Consider the following 15,115-nt stretch of genomic DNA (forward strand, 5'->3'; position numbering starts at 1 on the left):
TCACGGAGAGCCCACACCAAAGCAGACTCACACAAAGGACAATATATGAAAACCTCCCTTGACACACTCCTCATCCACGGCGGACTTACGACAGATTCTAAAACAGGCGCGGTAAATACGCCCATCTATCAGACTTCCACCTACGCGCAAACCGCCCTAGGACAGAATCTAGGCTATGAATACTCACGCACCAAAAACCCCACGCGCGATGGGATTGAGAGCCTCATCGCCGAGCTAGAGGGCGGGAGGTTTGGCTTTGCCTTTGCTTCAGGTATGGCAGCCATTGGCACGATTTTGAGCCTCTTTAAAAGTGGGGATAAGATTCTCATATCACACAATGTCTATGGCGGGACTTTTAGAATCTTAGACAAAGTTTTTAGCAATTTTAATATCAGCTATGAAATCCTCGATATGCGTGATCTCGCCCTGCTAGAATCCGCCATCACGCCCCAAGTCAAAGCCCTGCTCATCGAAACTCCCGCAAATCCGCTGATGAGCGTGATCTCCCTAGAGCAAATCACTAAAATCGCTAAGAAAAAGGGAATCCTAAGTATCGTGGATAATACCTTTATGACGCCCTATCTGCAGCGTCCGCTGGAGTTTGGCGTGGATATAGTCGTGCATTCTGCGACTAAATACCTCGGCGGGCATAGCGATGTCGTGGCGGGGCTAGCTGTAACTTCTAACGAGGCACTTGCTCAGCGCATAGGCTTTTTGCAAAATAGCATAGGCGGGGTGCTCGCGCCCTTTGATAGCTTCCTGCTTATACGCGGGATAAAGACTTTGGGGCTTAGAATGCAGCGGCATTGCGAAAACGCCCTGCAAATCGCGGAATTTTTGAGCACACATAGCGGCGTGCAGAGGGTGTATTACCCCGGACTAGCTAGCGATGAGGGCTACTCTATACACAAGGAGCAAGCGCGCGGCGGCGGGGGAATGATAAGCTTTGAGCTTAAAGAGGGCTATGATTATAGGGAGTTTTTTGCCTCCACGCGTTTGATCGCCCTAGCCGAGAGCCTTGGCGGGGTAGAATCCCTGCTCTGCCACCCAGCCTCGATGACGCACGCCTCTATCCCCGAGCAAATCCGCGCCAAAGTGGGTATCACAGAAAACCTCATACGCCTATCTGTGGGCATAGAATACGCTAACGATCTCATCGAGGATATCGCTCAAGCCATCGAGCGAGCCAAAAGATAGATTTTAGAGTAGATTCTATGCTATACCACAGCATCGCGCAGCTCATCGGCGACACGCCCCTGCTCGCGCTAAACAAACTCCCTATCCCAAACAACAACAAGATCCTTGCCAAATGCGAGTTTTTCAACCCCGCGGGCGGGATAAAAGATCGCGTGGCGTTGCATATATTGCGCAGATTAAAAAGCGAGGGGAGGTTGAGCGCGGATTCAGTCATCATCGAGGCGACTGCGGGCAATACCGGGCTTGGGATCGCGCTCGCAGCTATCGAGCTAGGGTGCCGCGCCCTGCTTATCGTGCCGCAGAATTTCTCGGTGGAAAAGCAGGTATTAATGCGCGCGCTTGGCGCAGAGGTGCTAAACACGCCAGAAAAAGAGGGTATGAAGGGTGCTATGCAAAAAGCCAAAGAGCTGCTTGAGAGCACGCCAAACGCCATAGCCTTTAATCAATTTGACAATCCCCACAACCCAGAGGCGCACTACCTCACCACTGCGCGCGAGATCTACACAGACACGGGGGGCGAGGTGGATTATTTCGTGTGTGGCGCGGGGAGTGGCGGGAGCTTCAGCGGTGTGGCGCGCTACCTAAAGGAGCGAGATCCTAGCATACAAGCCGTGCTAGCCGATCCGCTAGGCTCGCTCATTGGCGGCAACCAACACGAGGTAAAATCCCGCATAGAGGGCATTGGCAATACCTTCATTCCCCAAAGTATGGATACCACGCTCATTGACAAAGTCTATAAGATTAGCGATGAGCAAGCTTATGAGGGATTGCGCCTGCTTGCGCGCACAGAGGGCGTGCTCGCGGGGATCTCATCGGGAGCGTGTATCCACGCGTGCTTGGAGCTTGCCAAAGAAGTGCGAGATGCAACAATCGTAACGATTTTTGCCGATGGGTTTAGTCGCTATTTTAGCCGCGAGCTATTTTAACTATGAGCTTTCTAGCTACGAGCTTTCTAACTATAAGCTTTTTGGCGCGCCCCATTTTTTCTTTAAGGATTGTCTATGCCCACCAAGCCCTTTGTCTCTATCATTATCCCCGCGTATAATGTCCAAAACTACATAGCACAGACTTTGGAGAGCTGCCTAAAGCAGAGATTTGGCGATATAGAGATTATCGTTGTAGATGACTGTGGCAGTGATGGATCTATGGCTATAGCCCAGAGCTATGCCCGCAGCGATACGCGCGTGAAAATCGTGCGCAATAAAGAAAATATGAAGCTTTTTCAAACGCGCGGGGCGGGAGTGCGGGCTGCAAGCGGGCAGTATGTGATGTTTGTCGATGCTGATGATGTGCTAGAGCCCCACGCCGTGGGGCGTTGTGTAGAAGCGATGAAGTCTGTAGAATCTAAGCAGGCTAAGCGAGTGGATTCTAAAAATACAATAGGCTTTAGCTCGGTTTATAGCAAAGGTGTGAGCCCAAGCGGCGTGCCTGACGCGCAGGCACCAAATGGGGTTTTGGATTCTAGAGAATCTATTGTATGTTCGCGCAGCGGAGGCAATGGGGGCTTTGCCTCAAGCCCCGATAGCAATTTGCCAGAGACAAATTGCGATGAAACAATAATGGGGGGGGGGGCTATAGAGACAAGCGCGAGTGGCGTTGATATGATTGTGTTCAATCACAAGCTATGGTATAGCGATCATACGCGCGAGGTGCGCTGCTACAAGCACCGCTACTACCCCAATATCGATATGTTTTATTACTATCTCATCAATATTTCGGGCTTGTGCTGGAATATCTGGGGCAAGCTGATTAGGCGCGAGCTGTATCTGAGGGCGTTTGCGCTCATCGATACGGGGAGCAAGATAAATATGGCAGAGGACGCGCTCGCCTACTTTGCCTGCACGAGCCTAGCGCGCAGTGTCCTCACGCTCGATGAGCCGCTTTTGCTCTATCGTCAGCGGGAGGATTCTATCAGTCGCTTGCACACTCCCCAGCAGCGCGCCCAAAGCCTCCAAGATCACGAGATTGTGAGCCAAACCATCGCTAGCCTAAGTGCAGAGCTAGCCCCGCACGCTTCAGCTATGCAGCGACTTTATATGCGCAAATACCTTAGCAACGCGCTCCTATCCACCCAAAGTGCGCGACTCACACTCGAGAATGTCCCCGCTGATGAGCAATCCCGCCAACGCGCACGCTATCACAAACGCTTTATCCGCGCACACCGCGTGCGCAAGGCTCTCTCACACATCGTGTGGCTATGGGCGAGGCTAAAGGGCGCAGAGCACAGAATCTAGCCTCACACACTAGATGTAAAGCCCGCGTCACTCCCTTTTATTTTTTGTAAATTAAGGCGGGCAGCTAAGCACTCTTTACCTCCCCTCCCCCACCCTCGACTACGCTTTTTATCGGTGCGTCCCGCACGGGATTTTTATTGGATTTTTGCGCTGCAAAAATCAAAGAAAATATGTAGGTGCGATAGCACCAACCGACACTCGCCCTTGTCGTGTGTGGCAAAGCGTAAGCTTCTTTAGAAAAATCAGGAAAAAGGTGGCAGCAGTGCCACCGCTGATTTTTCTAAAGAAACTTCGTTGCACTCTCCCCGTTTGCCGAAAAAGACCCAACGGGTTGCAAGCGTAAGCCACAGCAAAAACGTGGCGCTTTATCTTTTTCGGGGCTAAGGGGAGCGGGGAAGGGATAACACCCCTTTTTCTTTTGCGCAAACAAGCGATTCTGTGAATCTAAACAATATCCGTGAGAATGTGAATCTAAGAAATTTAGAATCTAGCACAGATTCAGAATCTAGATTGTAAATCCATAGCAGATTCTGCTAACCCCTCTCTCTCACATACAGCGCGCTTTGGCTCTTTGGCACGCTTTTGGTTGTGGGGATTTCTAACACCTCGTAGGTTTTGGTGTGCTCGAGATAGGTAAGAGTGATGGTATCGCCCTTTTTGACTTCTTTTGAGCTCTTAGTGGGCTTGCCATTGAGTGCTACCACCCCGCTATCGCACATATCCTGCGCGATTGAGCGGCGTTTGAGGATATTTGTGGTATTGAGGAATTTATCGATTCTCATAACATCTCCTTTGTGGTGTTGTGGGCTTAGCGGATTTTTTGCTTTTTGTGTTTGCCAAGTCGCAAGATGACTGAAGGCTCACGCTCGCTCCAGCCTCTAGAATCTAGCACATACATAGCGCACATTTGCAGTGCATAGCTTAAGTCAAAACGCTTAGTGTGGCGGTTTGCCGATGAGGAAAAAAGCAGCGGGTAGTAGCCCAAAAGGCTTTGGTGTGGGCTCTCGCTCGCCACGACGCGCACGCCACAGCCATTTGGGTAGATAAAGCTAGTGCGTCTAGATCTACGCACAAAGCGTCTATGCGCCCTAGGGATACGCGTAATCGTGCGCAAAGTGGCAAAATCCCTAGCTTCTCTAAGCGTGTGGCGATGGCGATTTTTGGCTTTGTCTATGGGGGCTTGGTTCTCGCACAAAAAGCCGATGGTCGTGTCGGTTTGCGCGAGGATTAGTGGATTATTGGCAGTTGTAGCATTCAACGCTGCGATCCATTTTTTCTTCCACATCGGGGCTTTGGGAGCGGAGGTAATAGGTGGATTTGAGCCCCAGCTTCCACGCGAGCATATAGATATCATTGAGCAGCTTGCCGCCCGCGATTTCTAGGCGGATAAAGATATTTGTGCTTTGTCCTTGATCGATCCATTTTTGGCGCACTGCAGCGGCTTTGATGATTTTAGTCTGATCGATATCATAGGCTGAAGTGTAGTAATTCCACGTATCAAGGTTGAGATTTGGCACGACGACGGGGATGAGCCCGCTTAGGTTTTCCTCAAACCACTTGCGCTTATACACGGGCTCGATGGTTTGTGTCGTCCCCACGAGGATGGAGATCGAGCTCGTGGGCGCGATCGCCATCAGATAGCCATTGCGCATACCTTGCTGCGTGACTTTGGTTTTGAGCGCGCTCCAATCGCAAGTTTGGTTAAACAAATCGCGATTGACGAGCTTCAGGGCTTCTTTGTTAGCCAAGTCGATTGGGAAAATCCCCTTGCTCCAGTTTGAGCCCTCAAACTGCGGATACACGCCCTTTTCCTTTGCCAGATCGCTGCTTGCATTGATGGCGTTGTAGCTGATGAGCTCCATAATCTCATCGATTTTTGCCAAATGCGCATCAGAGCCCCACTCGATGCCCTGTGTCGCGAGCATCTCCGCTTCTCCCATCACGCCTAGCCCGATGGCGCGATTGAGCATATTGGTTACTTTGACTTTGCGATTTGGGTAAAAATTAAGATCAATCACATTATCAAGCATTCTAATAGCAATAGGGAGCACGCGCTCTATGTCCTCTTTGGTGTGGATTTTGCTCAGATTCACACTTGCGAGGTTGCACACGGCGGTATGCCCATCTTGGGCTTTGCGTGAAGTGATAAAAACCTTTTTGCCATTAAGAGAATCTATGCTTGTAATCTTATTTGCCTTCTTGCGCACACCACCATCGGTAAGCACTTCATCGTGCTCCTCAAACTCCGCGAAGCTCCCGTCCTCAAACTCCACTTCCACGATATAGTGATTGGGATTGGTGTTTTGAAAAATCTCGGTGCAGAGGTTGGAGCTGCGGATAATCCCGGCGTGGGCGTTTGGATTGCAGCGATTGGCATTGTCTTTAAAGCACAAAAAGGGCAAACCAGATTCAAAGTAATTAGTCAGAATCTTTTTCCACAATTCCTTGGCGTTGATATGCTCTTTGATGATATTTGGATCTTTTTCGTATTCCTCATAGCGTTTTTCAAACGCCTCGCCATAGAGCTCGGTTAGATCGCGGCATTGGTAGGGATCAAAGAGTGTCCAAAGCTCGTTTGCCTCCACGCGCTTCATAAAGAGATCGCAAATCCACAACGCCGGGAAAAGATCGTGTGTGCGTCGCCTCTCCTCGCCAGAATTTTTGCGCAAATCGATGAAGTCCCCCACATCGGTGTGCCACACTTCTAGGTAGGTAGCGATCGCGCCCTTGCGCGTGCCTAGCTGATCCACGGCAATCGCCACATCATTAGCGATTTTCAAAAACGGCACGACGCCACCCGCGGCATTTTTATGCCCATCGATAAAGCTCCCTAGCCCTCGCACTCGGCTTAGATCCCAGCCAATGCCCCCGCCGTATTTGCTAAGCAGTGCCATCTCTTTATACGCGTCAAAAATCCCCTCGATATTATCAGGCGTGCTACCCACATAGCACGAGCTTAGCTGATGGCGCGTGGTGCGCGCATTAGCCAGTGTGGGTGTGGCGCAGATGACTTCAAACTTAGAGATCATATCGTAGAATCTAATCGCCCACTCGTTTGGATTTTGCTCATTTTGTGCCAAAAACATCGCAATCGCCATAAACATATGTTGGGGCAGCTCTATGGGTTGGTTGTTTTTGTCTTTGAGCAAATAGCGATCATAGAGGGTTTTTATCCCTAGGTAATTAAACTGCAAATCGCGATTTGAATCGATTTTAGAATCTAGTAATTCTAAATCAAACTTTTCTTTTAAGCCTTTGAGAATTTTCCCCTCACTCTCGCCTAGCTCAAAGTAATCCTTGAGCTTTTTATAGCCTGTGTAGCCAGAGACTTTGTGATAGAGATCGTATAAAAACAAGCGTGCTGCGACAAAAGTCCAATTGGGCGCGTCAATATCGATTTTATCGACTGCGGTTTGGATAAGCGTCTTTTGAATCTGCTCCGTGGTGATTTTGTCTTTGAAGTGAATCTTTGCATCGACTTCTAGTTCGCTTTGATTGACGCCTTCTAGCCCCTCGACTGCATTTGCAGTGTATTTTTGAATCTTTGAGATATCAAGCGTTTCTATCCGCCCACTGCGCTTTACAACCGTGATTACATCTAGCATACACACTCCTTACTTATACTGCACAAACTCACTAAAATCAATCCTATATCGCTTGCTTTGGGGCTTAATGCGATAGCCAAAGGCTAGCAGGAGCGTGATTTGCTCCCTCTCTTTATCAAGTCCGAAATACGACTCGAGCTCTTGCTTCTCAAAGCCCTCAATCATACAAGTATCAATCCCCAAATATGAGGCATAATCCATCATAGAAGTAGCGATAATATAGCTCTGCAACGCCGCCCAGTAGCCTATCGTGTAGTCATCATACCCACGCGCTTGCAGATAGCTGCCATATCGCTTTTTATACGCTTCTATCTGCTCGGGTGTTTTTTGCTTGCGTGCAAAGGCGTTTTGCACATAGTTTGTGTGGGCGAGCAAATCGGTTTTGAGCGTTTTAAACACCACGAGTTCTGACGCGCTTGTGATTTGTCGCTGATCCCAGCATAGCGCGCGGATCTCCTCTCGTGCCTTTGTATCCCGCACCACCACTAGGCGCGTGGGCTCCATACCAAAGGAGCTTGGCGCGGCATAGCCCACCTCCAAAATCTCCTCAAACTGCTCTGTGGGGATTTTTTTGCCCTCATCAAACTCCTTGCACGCGTGGCGCATAGCCACACCCTCTAAAAATTTGTTTTTGCATACTGTGTTTTGTGTGTCCATAAATATCTCCTTAATGTGAATTTAGATTCTGTATATGCTATTTTCGTGCCATACGCCTACGCTCGGTAGGATCGAGGTATTTTTTGCGGATTCTGATATTTAGCGGCGTTACTTCTAAAATCTCATCATCCTCTATCCACTCTAGTGCGCGCTCTAGCGTGAGTTCCCGCGGTGGAGTGAGCTTAATGGCATCATCACTCCCGCTTGCGCGCATATTGGTTAAATGCTTTGCTTTAATGGGATTGACATCCAAGTCGTTGTCCCTGCTATGCTCGCCGATAATCATACCCACATAGACTTTTGTCTGTGGCGCAATGAAGAGCACGCCGCGCTCTTGGATATTAAAGAGTGAAAATCCTGTCGCCTCGCCATTTTCCATAGACACAAGCGCGCCATTTTTGCGAGACTCCACACTGCCGCTAAAGGCGCGAAACTCTAAAAATGAGTGATTCATCACGCCCTCGCCCTTGGTATCCGTCAAAAACTCGCTGCGATAGCCAATAAGCCCGCGTGCGGGTATCTCAAACTCTAGCCGCGTGTAGCCATCTCCCATAGGATTCATCGCCTTCATCTCGGCTTTGCGCTTGCCTAGCCGCTCGATAATCGCCCCGCTAAAGTCCTGTGGCGTATCGATGACTAAATGCTCAAAAGGCTCGAGTTTCACGCCATTTTCCTCTTTGATGATAACCTCGGGGCGCGATATGCTAAACTCAAAGCCCTCGCGCCGCAAATTTTCTGCCAAAATCGTGATTTGCAGCTCTCCACGCCCTGAAACGCGGAATTTCCCCTCGCCCATCTCCTCGCATTTCATCGCGATATTTGTCTGCATTTCTTTTAGCAGCCTATCTTTTAGCTTATTAGCCGTTACGTGCTTGCCCTCTAATCCGGCAAGCGGGCTGTCATTGACCGCAAAATACACGCTCATCGTGGGTTCCTCTAGGTGCATAGAATCTAGGGGCATAGGATTAGACGGATCGACGATAGAATCTCCCACATCGATGGTGTTAAATCCCGCTATGGCGACAATATCGCCAGCTTGTGCGGATTCTATCTCAGTGCGTGCAAGCCCTAAGAATCCAATGAGCTTAGTGATCCTGCCATTTTCTTTCTCGCCATCGCTTTTGGCGAGCATTACATTTTCGCCCTTTTTCACTCTGCCATTAAACACCCGCGCAATGCCGATTTTGCCCACATAGTTGTCATAATCAAGCGTAAAAATCTGCATTTGCAGCGGGGATTCACTGCTACCACTAGGTGCGGGGACATATTCTAGTATCGCTTCAAAGAGCGGCTCGAGGTTTTTTTTCTCATCTTCTAGATTTTTTATCGCATAGCCATCGCGTGCCGCGGCGTAGATTACCGGAAAATCGAGCTGATAATCACTCGCCTCCATCGCCACAAAGAGATCAAACACCTCATCAACCACCCTATCGGGCTCGGCAGCGGGCTTGTCTATCTTATTTACCACGACTATGGGGCGGATCCCAAAGCTTAGAGCCTTTTTGACGACAAACTTCGTCTGGGGCATCACGCCCTCTTGCGCATCCACGAGCAGTAGCACGCCATCGACCATTTTTAGCACTCGCTCGACTTCTCCGCCAAAATCCGCGTGTCCGGGCGTGTCTATGATATTGATTTTCGTGCCTTTGTAGTTGATAGCGGTGTTTTTGGAAAGGATCGTGATACCGCGCTCGCGCTCTAAGTCGTTAGAATCCATTACGCGCTCATCGATTTGCTCTCGCTCGCTAAAAGTGCCTGATTGGGTGAGTAGCCCATCGACTAGGGTTGTTTTGCCGTGATCGACGTGGGCGATAACTGCGATGTTTCGTATGTTTTGCATAGGTAGTCTTCTTTCGTTCTTGGAGTAAGTGAAAGCGCAATTGTATAAAACGCTCTCTTAAAATTTTCTACTTTTTTCTAAAGCTTTTGCAAATATTTTATCATTGCTTATCTGTATGGCGCACTTCACACCCATTTCACTTTTTTGCCCTACACTGCGCGCTAGATTCTATGGCTTTGAAGGAGTGGCTTTGAGGTGGTTTGTGGTATTAGGCGTGATGGCATTTTGTGCGTGCTCTACCAAGCTCCCCACTACTGAGGAATTGCAGAGCCAAACCCATATCCCCCAATCCTTTGCTAATCTCAAAAACCCCGACACCCACGCAAGCGACGCGCTCAAGCAGTATCTACAGGAGCACACGCCCATACAGAGATTTTACACGCTCTTTGACGATGCGCAGCTCCACGCGCTCCTAGATATCGCCCTAGAGCGCAATACCAATGTGCTCATTATGGCTTCACGCCTAAAGCAAGCCAAATCGCAAGTAAAAATCAACACCGCCTCAATGTTCCCAACCATAAACGGCAATATCGGCACAAACTACACCGACAGACGCACACAGAGCCAAAGCCTCCTTGTCCGTCCGGGCACAAACTCCACGAGCGCCAATCTCTCCCTAAGCTGGGAGCTCGATCTCTTTGGCAAGCTCAACGCCCTGCGTCAATCGAGCAAAAAAGACGAGCAAAGCGCGCAAGCCAACCTACAAAACGCCCAAATCTCGCTCCTAGCCGAGGTGAGCACGCTGTATTTTACCCTGCGAGATAATGCCTACAATATCGCGCTAAGCACCCAAATCCTTGAAAACCTACGCGAGATAGAATCTATTGGCGAGCAGCAATACCAAAAGGGCTTAATCGATATCAATACCTACAAAAGCCTCAAAGCCACGCTTATCACGCAGCAAAACACTCTAGAATCCCTGCGCTACACCTATGAGCAAAACAAAAACGCGCTATTGGTGCTGCTGGATATAAACGATGGGGATTTGCGCGAGATTGTGCAGTTTTTGGATACGCCCAAGGACTTGCCCACGATCGCGCGCTTTGATGTGCAGAGCATACCAAGCGAGGTGCTGCTAGAGCGTCCCGATGTACGCTCTAGCGTCTTTGCGCTCCACTCGCAGCTCTATAAGGTTACCAACGCCAAAGCCGCGCGCCTCCCTACCATCTCGCTCAATGGCTCCATAGGGCAGATTCTCTATAGCAATGTCGCGGCAAATTCGCTCGTGTTTCAAATCGCTAATTCCATCGCAGCACCGCTTTTAAACCGCGTGAGCCTGAGAGAAAACCAAAAGATTCAGCAAGAGCTTAGCAAGGAGGCATTTCACACACTCCAAAACACCATAAACACCGCGCTTAGCGAGATAGAAAACGCGCTTTTTGATAGGGATTCTAAACAGAGGCAAGTGCGCAATAATAAAGCCGTGCTGGAGCTTAGTAAGCAGGCTTATGAGAGCGATGTCGCGCAGTGGGAGCGCGGCGTGATAGATTTGAGCGCGTTTTTGACAAACAAAAATGCCCATCTCTCTACGCAGGCGCAGTATTTTAGCTCCCAAGTGAGTGAGATTTTGGCTATGGTGACGCTGTTTAAGGCGTTTGGGGGGGCGGTGTATGTGGGCGATTATTCTTTGCAAGAAGGGCATTCAGCTTTTAGCGATAAATCGTTGATTCTGCGCTCGGTGCTCGGTCACTACCGCTTAGGTAGCTCCCTGCACCCCTCGCTTGGCTCTGCTGATGTGAGCGTAGCGAAACGAAAAAACAACGATTTCTCATCCAAAATCTTAGAATGCCAAGGGGCAAGCCAAGATTCAAAGACAAATCTACAATCCCAAGAGGAAGGCACGCTCGGTTTGTCTGCTAACCTTCCAAAAAATCCGCAAAGCTTACACAGCCACACCGCGTTTGTTGCGATAGCAACCAACCCACACTTGCACATGACTAATTTTTTTGTTTGCAATAGCGAGCTCACACAATCCGCACAAGGCGGGACAAAGCCAAGCGTAGAATCTCAAGTAGATTCAGAATCTAAGGCGGAGAATTTAGGAAACACAGAATCTAGCCCAACAGATTCTAAAGGAATTACAGAATCTAAAGAGATTCTAAACAATGAACAAAGGCAAAGCCCAAGCGGCGTAGAACCTAGCACAGATTCAGAATCTAGATTCAAGGTTTTGGAGTTAGATTCAGAATCTAGTTCCACGGAATCTAACACAGATTCAAAACCACGCGCGCAATCCATTCCAAAAAACTCAAACCACAATCCACAAACACAAAGCTTGCAAAACCTCGCACTACACCACTAGGAGCTCACAATGAACGACATTTACACAACCCTCAATCCTCCCAAAAAATACCTAAACCCCAAGTGGCTCATCGCCTCTGCGTTTCTCATCGCCCTTGTTGCGGGCGTGGCTATATATTTTTGGAAATTCCACACGCCTGCTATCAAGTATGAAACCATCACGCCCACGCAAGGTGCGATCCAATCGAGCATATCAGCCTCTGGCTCGCTCTCGCCAACCAATGAAGTGGAGATAGGCAGCGTGATCTCGGGTATCGTGCTCGAAGTGCTCGTGGAGGAGAACGATCGTGTGCAAAAGGGGCAGATCCTCGCACGCATAAATCCCGAGACGATCAACCAAGAAATCGCGCGCTACAAGGCACAGCTAAACTCCGCCAAGGCGCAGCTTAGAGCGAGTGAGCAAACGCTTGTGGATAAAAAGTGGAATTATGACAGGCTGCTTGATGTGTATGAGAGCACAGGCGGCAAAGCCCCCTCCAAGCTCGAGCTCCAAAATGCCAAAACCGCCTACACTTCCGCGCGCTCGGATGTGGATATCAAAAAGGCTTCTATCATCGAGATAGAGACAAGCATACAAAGCGCGAGTATCGATCTCAAAAATTCCAATATCGTTACGCCCATTGATGGCGTGATTTTGACCAAAAGCGTGGAGGTAGGGCAAAGCGTGGCGGCGAGTTTCCAAGCCCCCGTGCTCTTTAAAGTCGCCGAGAAACTCGAAGAGATGGTGCTAAAGGCAAATATCTCAGAAGCAGACATAGGCAAGATTAAAGAGGGGCAGGAAGTGAGCTTTAGCGTAGATGCCTATCCCGATAGGACATTTAGAGCAAAGGTGAATAAAGTCAATTTTGGCTCGGGCGATGGGAGCTCTAGCTCCAGCTCTTCTAGCTCCTCAAGCAGCTCTAGCGCCTCATCAGAGATCGTGAGCTATATCGCAAGGATTGAGGTGGATAATAGGGATTTGTTATTGCGCCCCAATATGAGCGCGACTGCTGATATCATCATCGCCAAAGCCGAGAATGCCCTGCTTGTGCCAAGCAACGCGCTGTATTTTGATCTCAATAAAGCCCTGCAAAAGGCAATGCCTACAGAATCTAAGTCCATAAGCTCGCTCTTTGCCCCGCCTCGCCGCCCCAAGCCCCAAACACAAGGCAATAGAGCAAGTGCTAGCAAAGTGGGCACGCTATGGGTGCTAGAGGGCGGCACACCCCAAGCCGTGAGTGTGGAGGTGGGCATCTCTGATGGGCAATACACACAAATCCTAAGCGGGATTGACGCACAAAGCAAAATCATCACCGCTATCAAGGCAAAATAAGAGGGGGCGAGGTATGCAAGAGGGTATGCAAGAATTTATCGCGTTAGAGGATATACATAAGACTTATGGCAAGGGCGAAAATGCCTTTGAAGCCCTAAAGGGCGTGAGCCTAGAGATAAAACAGGGCGAGTTTATCGCGCTTATGGGACCTAGTGGCTCGGGCAAATCTAGCCTCGCAAATATCCTAGGCACGCTCGATGTGGGCACGCGAGGGCAGTATAGATTCTGTGGGGTGAGTGTGTTTGGGCTCACGCAAAACCAACGCGCCCTTTTGCGCAGGAACTACATAGGCTTTATCTTTCAGGGCTTTAATCTCCTCGCGCGCACCACCGCGCTTGAGAATGTCGAGCTCCCACTGATGTATCGCGGTATCAAAAAAGAGAGGCGCAAAGAAATCGCCCTGCAAGCACTAAAGCGCGTGGGGCTAGAAAAATGGGCAGATCATAGCAGTGCTAAGCTCAGCGGCGGGCAGCAGCAGCGCGTGGCGATTGCGCGTGCGATTGCCTCCAAACCCCTCTTTTTGCTCGCTGATGAGCCCACGGGCAATCTCGATACCAAGCGCAGCGTGGAGATTATGGAGATTCTCTGCGAGCTTAATACCGAGCTTGGGATTACAATCCTAATGGTAACGCACGAGCCCGATATGGCGCGCTATGCGAGCCGCGAGATTCACTGCCTTGATGGCAGGCTTGTGGTGTGAGGTTTGTGATGAGATTGCTATACAGATTCTATAAAGGTAGGTGGCGATGATACTCAATGCCTTTTTGCTAGCACTCCGACAGATTCAGCGCAACTTTTTGCGGGCGTTTCTCACGATGTTAGGCGTGATCATCGGTGTGGGCGCGGTAGTGATGATGATAAGCCTAGGCAATGGCGTAACCAAGCAAACAAGCGATACCTTCACTTCACTTGGGCGCAATCTCATTCTCATATTCCCCGCACGCGCGACGAATCCGGGTGGCTCTAACATACGGCGCAACTTCAACGCCCAAGAAGTCCGCGAGTTAGAATCTCGTATGCGCGAGTATGTCGCCGCGCTCGCCCCCATCTCACAGAGCTCGACGCTTTTGCAATTCCAATCCCAAAACACCACGACACAGGTGCAGGGCGTGGGTGCGAGTTTTTTTAAGGTTACGCAGTGGGATACCGCGCAGGGCAGGGCTTTTGAAGATACGGAATATAAGGTAGGGAGCAATGTCTGTGTGATTGGCGAGTCGGTGCGTAAAAATCTCTTTGGCGAGGAAAATCCACTAGGCAAAAAAATCCGCCTAAGCAATATCGTGTGCGAGTGCGTGGGCGTGCTAGAGACAAAGGGACAGGGTGGTATGGGCAACGATCAGGACGATGTGCTGCTGCTGCCTGCAAAAACCTTTGCGCGCTCCATCTCACGCAATGCCACGATGAATGCCTACAATCGCATTATGGTGCGCGCGCGCGATGATGTGGATTCTATGGAAATCAATCTCGCGCTTACAAGGGCACTGCGCGATATACGCAATGTCAAGGCGGGCGAGAGGGATTCTTTTGAGATTATGGATACTAAGCAAATCGCGCAAGCCTTTAGCGCAAATATCAGAATCTTGACGATGTTTTTGGGCTTTGTGGCGGGGGTGAGCCTGCTGGTGGGCGGCATAGGGATTATGAATATAATGCTCGTCTCGGTGACTGAACGCACTAAGGAAATTGGCACGAGAATGGCGATTGGGGCGCTGCAGAGCGAGGTGCTGCTGCAGTTTCTCATCGAGGCGGTTACGCTTAGCGCGCTTGGGGGGCTTATAGGGATTGTCGTGGCGTTTTTTGGCTCTTTGGGCTTTGCGTATGCTAAGGATTTGCCCTTTATCTTTGATATTCCCACCGCGATTGTGGCGTTTGTGTTTTCGGTATGTATCGGTGTGCTCTTTGGCTATCTCCCCGCACGCCGCGCCTCAAGGCTCAATCCCATCGACGCGCTGCGGCACGAGTAGGGATT

The 15,115-nt window shown here is 49.8% G+C and carries 12 protein-coding genes; 7 read left to right on the forward strand and 5 right to left on the reverse strand.

Going from position 1 to position 15,115, the window contains the following annotated elements; translation table 11 throughout:
* Window positions 1-45: 45 nt before the first annotated feature.
* The 3 genes from ACH2BK_RS00590 (at window position 46) to ACH2BK_RS00600 (ending at window position 3,431) form a co-directional block, all read left to right on the forward strand.
* A complete protein-coding gene (locus ACH2BK_RS00590) occupies window positions 46-1,197 on the forward strand; it encodes a trans-sulfuration enzyme family protein (protein WP_395001691.1) in 1,152 nt (383 codons plus the stop codon).
* Window positions 1,198-1,214: 17 nt separating this feature from the next.
* A complete protein-coding gene (locus ACH2BK_RS00595; protein ID WP_395001692.1) occupies window positions 1,215-2,123 on the forward strand; it encodes a PLP-dependent cysteine synthase family protein in 909 nt (302 codons plus the stop codon).
* 75 nt (window positions 2,124-2,198) lie between these two features.
* A complete protein-coding gene (locus ACH2BK_RS00600) occupies window positions 2,199-3,431 on the forward strand; it encodes a glycosyltransferase family 2 protein (protein ID WP_395001693.1) in 1,233 nt (410 codons plus the stop codon).
* Between the two features lie 533 nt (window positions 3,432-3,964).
* Here ACH2BK_RS00600 and ACH2BK_RS00605 read toward each other — a convergent pair.
* Genes ACH2BK_RS00605 through typA form a run of 5 tightly spaced genes read right to left on the reverse strand, consistent with a single transcriptional unit; the run spans window position 3,965 to window position 9,533 of the window.
* On the reverse strand, window positions 3,965-4,213 hold the full coding sequence (locus ACH2BK_RS00605; RefSeq protein ID WP_395001694.1) for an RNA-binding S4 domain-containing protein: 249 nt from the start codon (window positions 4,211-4,213) through the stop codon (window positions 3,965-3,967).
* Window positions 4,214-4,239: 26 nt separating this feature from the next.
* Window positions 4,240-4,689 (reverse strand): Sua5 YciO YrdC YwlC family protein, encoded by a 450-nt coding sequence (locus tag ACH2BK_RS00610; protein WP_395001695.1) that lies wholly within the window; start codon window positions 4,687-4,689, stop codon window positions 4,240-4,242.
* Window positions 4,667-7,036 carry a ribonucleoside-diphosphate reductase subunit alpha gene (locus ACH2BK_RS00615; RefSeq protein ID WP_395001696.1) on the reverse strand — a complete coding sequence of 790 codons (2,370 nt, stop codon included), beginning with the start codon at window positions 7,034-7,036 and terminating at the stop codon, window positions 4,667-4,669. The genes ACH2BK_RS00610 and ACH2BK_RS00615 overlap by 23 nt, the downstream gene beginning before the upstream one ends.
* Before the next feature lie 9 nt (window positions 7,037-7,045).
* Window positions 7,046-7,693: an NAD(P)H-dependent oxidoreductase gene (locus ACH2BK_RS00620; protein WP_395001697.1), complete on the reverse strand. Its 648-nt coding sequence runs from the start codon at window positions 7,691-7,693 to the stop codon at window positions 7,046-7,048.
* 37 nt (window positions 7,694-7,730) lie between these two features.
* A complete protein-coding gene (gene typA / locus ACH2BK_RS00625; protein WP_395001698.1) occupies window positions 7,731-9,533 on the reverse strand; it encodes a translational GTPase TypA in 1,803 nt (600 codons plus the stop codon).
* A 190-nt stretch (window positions 9,534-9,723) separates the two neighbouring features.
* On the opposite strand from typA, the gene ACH2BK_RS00630 reads away from it, so the two are divergent.
* The 4 genes from ACH2BK_RS00630 to ACH2BK_RS00645 are packed head-to-tail and all read left to right on the forward strand — an operon-like array spanning window position 9,724 to window position 15,110.
* Entirely contained in the window at window positions 9,724-11,835 is a 2,112-nt protein-coding gene (locus ACH2BK_RS00630) for a TolC family protein (RefSeq protein ID WP_395001699.1), read from the forward strand.
* A 9-nt stretch (window positions 11,836-11,844) separates the two neighbouring features.
* On the forward strand, window positions 11,845-13,146 hold the full coding sequence (locus tag ACH2BK_RS00635) for an efflux RND transporter periplasmic adaptor subunit (protein ID WP_394995940.1): 1,302 nt from the start codon (window positions 11,845-11,847) through the stop codon (window positions 13,144-13,146).
* A 13-nt stretch (window positions 13,147-13,159) separates the two neighbouring features.
* On the forward strand, window positions 13,160-13,846 hold the full coding sequence (locus ACH2BK_RS00640) for an ABC transporter ATP-binding protein (protein WP_394995937.1): 687 nt from the start codon (window positions 13,160-13,162) through the stop codon (window positions 13,844-13,846).
* 46 nt (window positions 13,847-13,892) lie between these two features.
* Window positions 13,893-15,110 carry an ABC transporter permease gene (locus ACH2BK_RS00645; protein WP_395001700.1) on the forward strand — a complete coding sequence of 406 codons (1,218 nt, stop codon included), beginning with the start codon at window positions 13,893-13,895 and terminating at the stop codon, window positions 15,108-15,110.
* Window positions 15,111-15,115: the final 5 nt, after the last annotated feature.

This window comes from uncultured Helicobacter sp. (assembly GCF_949282165.1).
Taxonomy (GTDB): Bacteria; Campylobacterota; Campylobacteria; order Campylobacterales; family Helicobacteraceae; genus Helicobacter_F.